This is a genomic window from Allobosea sp. BK604 (assembly GCF_004341515.1).
Lineage (GTDB): Bacteria > Pseudomonadota > Alphaproteobacteria > Rhizobiales > Beijerinckiaceae > Allobosea.
Genome location: NZ_SLZF01000008.1, coordinates 270,220 through 280,982, shown reverse-complemented (window position 1 = coordinate 280,982; position 10,763 = coordinate 270,220). Strand labels below are relative to the sequence as shown.

The window sequence follows — 10,763 nt, the reverse complement described above, 5'->3', positions numbered from 1 at the left end:
TCCGGCCCCAGCCGATGCCCCTCTCCTGCCAGGCGACTAATCCTTCCGCGCCCGCGCCGGCCCGGGACATTCGCGCCCGGCGGCTATAGAGTGAGATTTCGTCCGGGGCGCTGGGGGGTGCTCGGGAGACTGATCATGGCAAGCTGGCGACCTGATCCCTCGTTCTATCCTTCGCCCCGGCTCGCGGCCAAGGCCCCGGTCGAGACCCTGGCCTATGTCGCGGCGTTCGATCCGGAGCGCCAAAAGCCCGACACCATCGCCGTGGTCGATCTCGACCCGGGCTCCCCGAGCTATTCTCGCATCGTCGGCCAGGTCGAGATGCCGAATATTGGCGACGAGCTGCATCATTTCGGCTGGAACGCCTGCTCCTCCTGCCTGTGCCCGAACGCGCCGCATCCGCATATGGAACGGCGCTATCTCATCGTGCCCGGCCTGCGTTCGTCGCGGCTGCACATCATCGACACCAGGCCCGAGCCGCGTCAGCCGAAGATCGTCAAGGTGATCGAGCCCGAGGAGATCGCCGAGCGGGCCGGCTATTCCCGCCTGCACACGATCCATTGCGGGCCGGAGGGCATCTACGTCAACGCGCTCGGGAATGCCGAGGGCAAGGAGCCGGGCGGCATCTTCCTGATCGATCCCGTCAGCTTCGACGTGATGGGCCAATGGGAGATGGAGCGCGGCCCGCAGAAGCTCGCCTATGATTTCTGGTGGCATCTCGGCCATGACACGATGATCACCAGCGAATGGGGCACGCCCGACACGTTCGAGAACGGGCTGGTGCCCGAGGTGCTGCTCGGCAGCAAATACGGAAGGCGCCTGCATTTCTGGGACCTGCACAAGCGCAAGCATGTGCAGGAGATCGATTTCGGCGAGGAGCACCAGCTCGTCTTCGAGCTCAGGCCCGCCCACGATCCGCGCAAGGCCTATGGCTTCGTCGGCTGCGTCATCAGCCTGAAGGATCTCTCGGCCTCGATCTGGACGTGGTATCGCGACGACGGCAAATGGGCGGTCAAGAAGGTGATCGAGATCCCGGCCGAGCCGGCCGATCCCGCGCTGCTGCCGCCGGTCCTGAAGGGCTTTGGCGCCGTCGCCCCGCTCGTCACCGATATCGACCTCTCGATGGATGACCGATTCCTCTATGTCTCCTGCTGGGGCACCGGCGACATGATCCAGTACGACGTCTCCGACCCGTTCAAGCCGGTCGAGACCGGCCGCGTGCGGATCGGCGGCATCGTCTCGCGCGCCGGCCATCCCGGCTCCAAGAACGGCAAGCTCAATGGCGGCCCGCAAATGGTCGAGATCAGCCGCGACGGCAAGCGTATCTATTTCACCAACTCGCTCTATGGCGCGATCGACCCGCAATTCTATCCTGACGGGATCGACGGCTGGATGGTGAAGCTCAATGCCGGTGAGAATGGCGGCATCCGCTTCGACGAAAAGTTCTTCGTCGACTGGCCGAAAGGGCATCGGCCGCATCAGGTCAGGCTGGAGGGCGGCGACTGCTCGTCCGATTCCTATTGCTATCCCTGATGCGCTCCGTCTGCGCCCGGGCGGGGCGCACGTGAGATGTCGCCCTGGCTCGTGCTCGCAGGGCTCGGCGCCTTCCATGGCCTCAACCCGGCCATGGGCTGGCTCTTCGCCGTCGCGCTTGGCCTCAACCGCGACAGCCGCCGCGCGATGTGGCTGTCGCTCCTGCCGATCGCGCTCGGTCATGCCCTCTCGGTCGCGGTCGTGGTGGCGCTCGTCGTCGCCCTCGGCATGGTGGTCGACCCGCATCTGCTCCGGCTGATCTCCGGCACGTTGCTGATCTTGTGGGCCGCCTGGCACATGCTCTATGGCCACCGCCATCGCGTGCGGGTGGGCATGCAGACCGGGCTCGCCGGCCTCGGCCTCTGGTCCTTCCTGATGGCGACGAGCCATGGCGCCGGGCTGATGCTCGTGCCGGTCATCATCCCGCTCTGCCTCGCGGCGACCCCGGCGCGCGAGCTGACCGCGGCCGGCTCGCTGCCGGTCTCGCTCGCTGCCATCGGCCTGCACATGGCGGCAATGCTGGCGGTCACGGCCGCAATCGCGGCGGCCGTGTTCGAATGGCTCGGCGTCGGCATCCTCCGGCGCGGCTGGATCAATCTCGACGCGCTCTGGATCGCCGCGCTGACGGCGACGGGGCTGAGCCTGATCCTCTGAACCGGCCTCAGGCGGCCTTGCGATAGCGCTCGGCCGGCTCGGATTGCAGGAAATTCGGCACCATCGCCTGCCGGGCCTGATCGAAGGCGATCCACTGGCCGAGATCCTGCAGCGGCGGGATGGTGACGGTCTCGCGCCGGTCGAAGCCGACGAGCGCGGCATCCACCAGCGCATCGACCTCCATCACGCCCTGGATCGTGTTCACGTCGCGGCCGGAGCGCTCCCAGATCTCGGTGCGGGTGGCGGCCGGCAGCACGGCCTGGACATAGACGCCCTTCGGGCCGAGCTCGAGATTAAGGCCCTGCGTCAGGAAAAGAACGAAGGCCTTGGTCGCGCCATAGACGCTCATGCCGATCTCCGGCGCGAGCCCGACGACCGAGGCGAGATTGACGATGGCGCCCTGCCCTTCCCTGGCGAAGCGCGGCGCGACGGCATTGGCGAGCCGGGTGAGCGCCACGACGTTGAGATTGATCAGCTTGGTCAGATCATCCGGGGTCTGCTCGAGGAAGCCGCCGGCCGCGCCAGCACCGGCATTGTTGACGAGCACCCCGATGCGCGCGTCCTCGCGCAGCCGCGTCTCGATCGTGGCGAGATCGGCGGCATCGGTAAGATCGGCCTTGATGATGTCGACTGCGACACCGGTCTCACGGCGCAGGCGCTCGGCCAGCGCCTCCATGCGGGCAAGGTCGCGCGCCACCAGCACGAGGTCATGGCCGCGCCCGGCGAAGCGATCGGCATAGACGGCGCCGATGCCGGTCGAGGCGCCGGTGATCAGGACAGCGGGATGAACGGTCATGGGACTTCTCCTGAAGCATGTGGCCGGGAATTATTCATGACCACGATCATATATGTGCATTGATGATCGTCATCATGTATGCTGTCAAGCACGATCAGGAGAACGTGATGAAAGTCAGCCGCGAGCAGATGGCGTTGAACCGGCAGAGGATCCTGGAGGAGGCCGGCAGGCTGTTCCGGGCCCGCGGCTTCGAATCCGTCACGGTGGCCGAGGTGATGAAGGCCGCCGGCCTGACCCATGGCGGCTTCTACGGGCATTTCGAGTCGAAGGACGATCTCATCGCCGAGACGCTGGCCCATGCCCTCGCACCCGGCTCGGGCGAGATCGACCTCGCCCGCTTCGCCGAGGGCTATCTGGCGCCCGGCCATTGCGCCGATCTCTCCGGCGGCTGCACCACTGCCGGGCTCGGCGCCGAGACGATCCGCCAGTCGCCGCAGGCGCGCGCGGCCATGACGGCCGGGCTGAGGCGGCAGATCGAGCGGCTGAGCCGCAGCGCGCCCGGCGCAACCGGGGAGGAGAAGCGCCGCGCCGCGATCGGCTCCTGGGCGGCCATGGTCGGCGCGGTGATCCTGGCGCGGCTCAGCGACGATCTGGAGCTGTCGGACGAGATGCTCCAGCAGACCCGCGCCTGGATCGACCGGGCCTGAGCGCGGCCGACGATCAGAGCGTGTGCACGCGCAATAACCTTGCACCCGCGGCCAAAGACAATAGATAATGGCGAGCAAGGAGCAGCTTGCCCATCATGACATTCGACGAGACATTGGGGCGGTCGCGGATGCGCGATCCCGTGATCAAACTCCATGGCCCCGACGCCTTCGCGGCCATGCACAAGGCCGGCCGTCTGACCGCGCAGGGACTCGACATGCTCGGCGGCTACGTCAAGCCGGGCGTGACCACGCAGCAGCTCGACGATCTCGCCTTCCAGTTCGCCATGGACAATGGCGCCTTTCCCGCGACCCTGTTCTATCGCGGCTACACCAAGTCGATCTGCACTTCGATCAACCATGTCGTCTGTCACGGCATCCCGGACGACAAGCCGCTGCGCGAAGGCGATATCCTCAATATCGACTACACCCTGATCGTCGATGGCTGGCACGGCGATTCCAGCCGGATGTACGGCGTCGGCGAGATCCCGCGCAAGGCGGAGCGGCTGGTCGAGATCACCTATGAGAGCCTGCTGCGCGGCATCAAGGCCGTGCGCGCCGGCGCCACGACCGGCGATATCGGCTTCGCCATCCAGCGCTATGCCGAGGCCGAGCGCTGTTCCGTGGTGCGCGATTTCTGCGGCCATGGCGTCGGCCAGCTCTTCCACGATGCGCCGAACATCCTGCACTATGGCAGCCCCGGCGAAGGCGTCACGCTGAAGCCCGGCATGATCTTCACCATCGAGCCGATGATCAATCTCGGCAAGGCGGGCGTGAAGGTGCTCTCCGATGGCTGGACCGCCGTGACCCGCGACCGCTCGCTCTCGGCCCAGTTCGAGCACACGGTCGGCGTCACCGAGACCGGCTGCGAGATCTTCACGCTCTCGCCGACGGGCCGCGACAACCCGCTCGCCGCCCGATGAGCAGCGAGGGCGACCAAGGCCCTCGCAATACCCGCGGGCGCAAGGCCAAGGCCCCGCCCCTGCCAGGCGTCCTCTCGGACATTGCCGTCCCCCCGCATTATCAGGGGCATCGCGAGCGCCTGCGCGGTCGCTTCCAGGAAGCGGGGCCCGATGCCCTGCCCGATTACGAGCTGCTCGAGCTCCTGCTCTTCCGTTCGATCCCGCAGCGCGACGTCAAGCCGCTCGCCAAGGACTTGATCCAGCGCTTCGGCTCCTTCGCCGAGGTGCTTGGCGCGCCGGTCCCGCGCCTCACCGAAGTCAAGGGCGTCGGCGAGAGCGTGGCGCTCGATCTCAAGATCGTCGCCGCCGCCCTGCAGCGCATGGCCAAGGGCAAGGTCGCCAAGCGGCCGGTGCTCTCCTCCTGGTCCTCGGTCATCGACTATTGCCGCATGGCGATGGCCTTCGCCGAGCGCGAGCAGTTCCGCATCCTCTTCCTCGACAAGAAGAACGCGCTGATCGCCGACGAGGTGCAGCAGACCGGCACGGTCGACCACACGCCGGTTTATCCGCGCGAGGTGGTGAAACGCGCGCTCGAACTTTCGGCGAGCGCGGTCATCCTGGTCCACAACCATCCCTCCGGCGACCCGACGCCCTCGCGCGCCGATATCCTGATGACCCAGCAGATCATCGAGACGGCCAAGCCCCTCGGCATCGCCGTCCACGACCACATCATCGTCGGCAAGGACGGGCATGCCAGCCTGAAAGGGCTGAAGTTCATTTAGCCCGCCCCCGCGCGTCATCCCGTGCGCACCGCGGCGCGAAGTGCCGCTACGCAGACGCGGGACCGCCTGACGACAAGGCGCCCGTTGCTGAAGGGTGGAACGGCGCCCTTTCCCTGCGACGGTCCCGCATCTGCGCAGCAGCATTGCATACAGCAGCGCGTGGGGAATGACGCCTTGCGCGTAATGAGACTCGATATTGACGTGAGACAAAAATCTCATTATAAAACCAAGTATCATCAACGCCGATCGTCGGGGAGGATCGGGCCATGGCGCTGACGCCTGCGGAGATGGATGCCAAGATCGACGAGCATTTCGGCTTCGAGCATGAAGACGATGTCGAGGGCGTGCTGGCGACACTGACCGAGGATGCCGAGCACGATATCGTCGGCTGGCCGCTTGGACCCACCCGCGGCCGCGAAGGCGCGCGCCGCTTCTACGAGACGATGTTCGTCGACCTCGCCGACAGCAAGGTGCAATGCTTGCGCCGGCTCTATGGCGAGGATTTCCTCGTCGATGAATCGCTCTGGAGCGGCAAGGCCCCCGGCAAACCCTTCGGCCTCGACGGGCGCAACCGCCCGCTCGAGTTCAGGCTGCTGCATGTCGTCGAGTTCGCCGCAAGCGGCGACATCAGGCGCGAGAATGTCTGGCTCGACCTGGCGGCGATCATCCGGCAACTGCCTCAGGACTGAAATGAGCGACAGCGAACGAGCCGGGCGCCCGAACCAGAAGTCGCGCACCCGCAAGGACCTGCTCCAGGCGGCCGCGCGGCTGATGCGGCAGGGCCGCAGGCCGAGCCTGGAGGAGATCGCCGAGGAGGCTTTGGTCTCGCGGGCGACGGCCTATCGCTATTTCCCGAATGTCGAGGCGCTCCTGCTCGACGCCTCGCTCGATATCGCCATCCCGAGCGCCGACGAACTGTTCGCGGACGGGACGACGCGCGATCCGGTCGCCCGGCTTCGCAAGGTCGATACGGCGCTGCACGACATGATCCTTGCCAACGAGGCGCCGCTCAGGATGATGCTGGTGCACAGCCTGCAGCGCGGTATCGGCAACGAGAATGACGACGTGCCGCGCCGGCAGAATCGTCGCACGCCGCTGATAGAGGCCGCGCTGCAGCCGAGCGAGGGCGAGTTCGAGCCGGCCGCGCTCGACCGCCTGCGCAAGGCGCTCGCGCTGGTGATCGGCACGGAGGCGATGGTGGTCTTCAAGGACGTGCTGCAGCTCGGCGATGCCGATGCCCGCAAGGTGAAGGATTGGGCCATAAAGGCCCTCGTGGACGCGGCACGACGACCGGCCCCGCGAGACTGACGAGCCAACCGCCGATTCCCCTGGAGGACAGATGATGACGCATGCCCGGAACCGGCTCTGCGCCGGCCTCGCCATATTGCTCGCCTTCACCGTGGCACCGCTTTCTGCACAGCAGGAGCAGCGCACGATGTCGCGCGGCGAATATCTCTCCCGCATCATGGATTGCGGCGGCTGCCATACCCCGGGCGCCCTGGCCGGCAAGCCCGACGAAGCCCGCAAGCTCGCCGGCTCGCAGATCGGCTTCCAGATCCCCGGTCTCGGCACCTTCTACCCGCCGAACCTGACGCCGGACAAGCAGACCGGCCTCGGCAACTGGAGCGAGGCCGAGATCATCCGCGCGGTCCGCACCGGCGTACGTCCCGACGGCCGGATGCTGGCGCCGGCCATGCCCTGGATGTCCTATGCCGCGTTGAACGACACTGACGCGCGCGATCTCGCCCGCTATCTCAAGGGGCTCAAGCCGGTCGAGCTCGCCGCCCCACCCCTCACCGGCGCCGACAAGCCACCCCCGGCCCCCTATTTCACGGTCGTCGTGCCCAAGCCGTGAGGTTGAAGCGCTGATCCCATGACAAAGGCCGCGGCCCCCTCCCGGCCGCGGCCCCTCCGCCGCATCATCGCTGATGAAACGTCCGCGTTTCGACGAAACGCGGAAATACTCTAGTAGCCGAGTGCGGCCTCCAGCGGCCCCTTCGGCAGCGGCACCAGGAACCAGACCTCGAACATCATGAAATTGACGATCGCGATCGCGAGGGAGATCACGGCCGCCTTCCAGACCGGGAACTTGCCGAAGAACACCATGAAGCTGCCGATATAGATCGCGGCCGAAACGTAGATGCCTATAAAGTTCGTCGCCAGGACGAAGATGACGGCTGGAACGAAGATCGCCGCCATGCGTCCGAGGCCGACGGAGGTCACCGCCGTCTCCCCGCCATCTTCGGTATGCGGCAGCGCCTTGGCAAGGTTGATGATGCTGGCGATACCCATCGCCACGACGATGTAGAACGGGAACAGGCCGGGCATCGGCCCCTCGTTCGGCTTCCAGGAGATGCCGAGGCGCAGGCTGTCGGTCATCACGATCGCGCAGACGATCAGGAAGAAGATCGCGACCGCAATATCCAGCGTGCGGTAACTGGCGAGCGGACGGCCTTCGGCTTCTTCGTTGCTGCTCATTTGCCTTGCTCCTCGCTGGATCTCACGTTCGATCGCGCCAGCGCCGCGGTGATTGGTTGGTGCCTGCGGATCGCGAGAGGCCCTGCCCGCTCGCGATCCGGTTCGATCAGGTCGCTGCGGTTACTGCGTCGCGAGGAAGCCGGCCTTCTTCATCAGGTCGGCATGCTGCGCCTCGGCGCTGGTCAGCCACTTCTCGAAGTCGGGGCCGCTCATGAAGGTCTGGTTGAAGGCGCCCTTCTCCATGAATTCCTTCCAGTCCGGGGTCGCCATCACCTTCTTCATCAGGTCGACATAGAAGTTCACCTGCGCCGGCGTCGCGTTCTTCGTGGTGAAGATGCCGCGCAGCATCTGGTATTCGACCGGCAGGCCCGAATCCTTGCAGGTCGGGATGTCGCTCCAGGCTTCCTTCTCGGTGACCTTGGCGGTGTAGCTCGAGCGCTGCGCATCGAAGATGCAGAGCGGGCGCAACTGCCCGGCGCGCCATTGCGCCACGGCCTCGATCGGGTTGTTCACGGTCGAGTCGACATGGTTGCCGACGAGCTGCACCGCGACCTGGCCGCCGCCGGCATAAGGCACATAGGTGAACTTCTTGCCGCCGGTCTGCTGCTCGATCGCCGCCGTGACGATTTGGTCTTCCTGCTTGGAGCCGGTGCCGCCCATCTTGAACTGGCGATCCTCGCCTGCCTTGACCGCGTCGATATAGTCCTTCGTGGTCTTGTAGGGCTTCTCGCTATTCGTCCACAGCACGAACTGGTCGAGCGCCAGCATCGAGACCGGCTTCATGTCCTTCCAGTTGAACGGCGAGCCGGTGCCGAGCGGCGTGGTGAACAGGTTCGACAGGGTGATGGCGATCTTGTGCGGGTCGGCCGCGCTCGCCTTCATCTCCAGGAAGCCTTCGGCGCCGGCGCCGCCGCCCTTGTTGATGACGATGAGCGGCTGCTTCATCAGGTTGTGCTTCTGGACGACGCCCTGAATGAAGCGCGCCATCTGGTCGGCGCCGCCGCCCGTGCCCGCCGGGATGATCAGCGTCACCGGCTTCTGCGGTTCCCACCCTTGCGCCAGGGCCGGCGAGGCCAAACCAGCGCCCAGCGCCAGTGCCCCCGCAATGCCCGTGACCTTAAACGTTCCCCTCCGGATCATCATGCTTCTCCTTGGTGGCGGCTTGGATGCCGCGGTTGGCAGTCATGAAGTCTTTTTGTTGGCGTCCCCTCCCCGAGGACATTCTTGGACGACGTTTCGTCGTCAGTGGCCGCGCTTTGGCGCGGCCACGCTACTCGTCGCGCTTCAGGCCGGGCGCGCCACCGCGCCGTTTCCCGCGAGCTTGGCCCGCAGCGCCTGGAAGGCCGGCCAGAAGGCCATGACGAGGCCGAGCGTCATGATCCCGCCACACAGCCAGTTCGACCAGAACACCCCGACATGGCCCTGCGAGACGAGCATCGCCTGACGGAAGGAGCTCTCGGCCTGGTCACCCAGGACCAGCGCCAGGACCAGCGGCGGCAGCGGATAGCGCAGCTTGTTGAAGAGATAGCCCAGGACACCGAAGACCAGCATCATCCAGACGTCGAACATCGCGTTGTTCACGGTGTAGGCACCGATGGCGCAGACGAAGACGATGGCCGGCGCGATGATCGAGAACGGCACGCGCAGGATCGCAGCGAAGAGCGGCACGCAGGTCAGCACCATGATCAGGCCGACGACGTTGCCGAGATACATCGAGGCGATCAGGCCCCAGACGAAGTCCTTCTGCTCTACGAAGAGCAGCGGGCCGGGCTGCAGGCCCCAGATCAACAGGCCGCCGAGCAGCACAGCCGCGGTCGGCGAGCCGGGAATGCCGAGGGTCAGCATCGGCAGCAGCGCGGCGGTGCCAGCGGCATGGGCGGCGGTCTCGGGCGCCACGACGCCCTCGAGCTCGCCCTTGCCGAAATTGTCACCCCGCTTCGACAGGCGCTTGGCGATGCCATAGCCCATGAACGAGGCCGGCGTCGCGCCGCCCGGCGTGATGCCCATCCAGCAGCCGACGATGCAGCTGCGCAGGAAGGTCATGGTCATCTTGGGCAGCTGCTTCCAGGTGCGGATGACCGCATCCATGCGCAGCTTGGCGGCGGCGCCGTTGAACTTGAGGCCATCCTCCATCGAGGACAGGATCTCGCCGATGCCGAACAGGCCGATGACGGCGACGAGGAACTTGAAGCCATTGAGCAGCTCGTCCTGGCCGAAAGTCATGCGCAGGGTGCCGGTGACGTTGTCGAGGCCGACGGAGGCGAGCGCGAAGCCCAGGCACATCGAGGCGACCGTCTTCCAGGCCGAGCCGCGGCCCATGCCGATGAAGCTGGCGAAGGTGAGGAATTGCACCGCGAAGAATTCGGCCGGGCCAAATCTCAACGCGAATTTGGCGACCACCGGCGCCAGGAAGGTGATCAGGCACACGGCGAAGATCGCGCCGACGAAGGACGAGGTGAAGGCGCCGACAAGAGCCTCGTCGGCCTTGCCCTTCTGCGCCATCGGGTGGCCGTCGAAGGTCGTTGCGACCGACCAGGGCTCGCCCGGGATATTGAACAGGATCGAGGTGATGGCGCCGCCGAACAGCGCGCCCCAGTAGATACTGGTCAGGAGGATGATCGCCGAGGTCGGCGACATGGTGAAGGTCAGTGGCAGGAGAATGGCGACGCCGTTGGCGCCGCCCAGGCCCGGCAGAACGCCGATGATCACACCGAGCGTGATGCCGATCACCATGAGCAGGACATGGTAGGCGCTCAGTGCAACAGCGAATCCACCGAATAGGGCATTCAGTTCTTCCATAGCGCTTCATCCCCAAAATTAGCCGGGTTCTGGGACCGCGCAATGACCGAGACGCGGAACCGACTGGCCTTATTCGAACTAGCCTAGGATGAAACTTACTGGCATGCAATATGCCATTTATGGCTGCGTTGCAGCAATTTTATTGCAGCAAATAGGGCATTGCGCGTGCCGTTTCTTT

The 10,763-nt window shown here is 65.8% G+C and carries 12 protein-coding genes; 8 read left to right on the top strand and 4 right to left on the bottom strand.

From position 1 onward, the window contains the following. The first annotated feature begins 135 nt into the window (after positions 1–135). Positions 136–1,530 carry a selenium-binding family protein gene (locus tag EV560_RS24570; RefSeq protein ID WP_131858453.1) on the top strand — a complete coding sequence of 465 codons (1,395 nt, stop codon included), beginning with the start codon at positions 136–138 and terminating at the stop codon, positions 1,528–1,530. Between the two features lie 36 nt (positions 1,531–1,566). Beyond that, positions 1,567–2,184 (top strand): hypothetical protein, encoded by a 618-nt coding sequence (locus EV560_RS24565; RefSeq protein WP_131858452.1) that lies wholly within the window; start codon positions 1,567–1,569, stop codon positions 2,182–2,184. Positions 2,185–2,191: 7 nt separating this feature from the next. On the opposite strand, the gene EV560_RS24560 is transcribed toward EV560_RS24565, so the two are convergent. Further along, positions 2,192–2,980: an SDR family NAD(P)-dependent oxidoreductase gene (locus EV560_RS24560; protein WP_131858451.1), complete on the bottom strand. Its 789-nt coding sequence runs from the start codon at positions 2,978–2,980 to the stop codon at positions 2,192–2,194. Between the two features lie 107 nt (positions 2,981–3,087). Here EV560_RS24560 and EV560_RS24555 point away from each other — a divergent pair, with 107 nt between their 5' ends. The 6 genes from EV560_RS24555 (at position 3,088) to EV560_RS24530 (ending at position 7,163) form a co-directional block, all read left to right on the top strand. Next, complete coding sequence (locus EV560_RS24555) at positions 3,088–3,627, top strand: TetR/AcrR family transcriptional regulator (protein ID WP_131858450.1); 540 nt, start codon at positions 3,088–3,090, stop codon at positions 3,625–3,627. Positions 3,628–3,722: 95 nt separating this feature from the next. After that, positions 3,723–4,547, top strand: coding sequence for a type I methionyl aminopeptidase (gene map, locus EV560_RS24550; protein WP_131858449.1), 825 nt, complete (start codon positions 3,723–3,725; stop codon positions 4,545–4,547). Next, entirely contained in the window at positions 4,544–5,308 is a 765-nt protein-coding gene (radC, locus tag EV560_RS24545; protein ID WP_131858448.1) for a RadC family protein, read from the top strand. Before map ends, radC begins: the two co-directional genes overlap by 4 nt. 266 nt (positions 5,309–5,574) lie before the next feature. Next, positions 5,575–5,997 carry an ester cyclase gene (locus EV560_RS24540; protein ID WP_131858447.1) on the top strand — a complete coding sequence of 141 codons (423 nt, stop codon included), beginning with the start codon at positions 5,575–5,577 and terminating at the stop codon, positions 5,995–5,997. A gap of 1 nt (position 5,998) precedes the next feature. Further along, positions 5,999–6,616 (top strand): TetR/AcrR family transcriptional regulator, encoded by a 618-nt coding sequence (locus tag EV560_RS24535; protein ID WP_131858446.1) that lies wholly within the window; start codon positions 5,999–6,001, stop codon positions 6,614–6,616. A 31-nt stretch (positions 6,617–6,647) separates the two neighbouring features. Continuing rightward, a complete protein-coding gene (locus EV560_RS24530; RefSeq protein WP_131858445.1) occupies positions 6,648–7,163 on the top strand; it encodes a c-type cytochrome in 516 nt (171 codons plus the stop codon). Positions 7,164–7,273: 110 nt separating this feature from the next. Here the strand turns inward: EV560_RS24530 and EV560_RS24525 are convergent, their stop codons facing one another. The 3 genes from EV560_RS24525 to EV560_RS24515 form a co-directional block, all read right to left on the bottom strand. Then, the gene (locus EV560_RS24525; RefSeq protein ID WP_131858444.1) at positions 7,274–7,786 is read right to left on the bottom strand and encodes a tripartite tricarboxylate transporter TctB family protein; all 513 of its coding nucleotides are present in this window, start codon (positions 7,784–7,786) and stop codon (positions 7,274–7,276) included. Between the two features lie 120 nt (positions 7,787–7,906). Beyond that, positions 7,907–8,926 carry a Bug family tripartite tricarboxylate transporter substrate binding protein gene (locus tag EV560_RS24520; protein ID WP_131858443.1) on the bottom strand — a complete coding sequence of 340 codons (1,020 nt, stop codon included), beginning with the start codon at positions 8,924–8,926 and terminating at the stop codon, positions 7,907–7,909. A 144-nt stretch (positions 8,927–9,070) separates the two neighbouring features. Continuing rightward, on the bottom strand, positions 9,071–10,585 hold the full coding sequence (locus tag EV560_RS24515) for a tripartite tricarboxylate transporter permease (RefSeq protein WP_131858442.1): 1,515 nt from the start codon (positions 10,583–10,585) through the stop codon (positions 9,071–9,073). Positions 10,586–10,763: the final 178 nt, after the last annotated feature.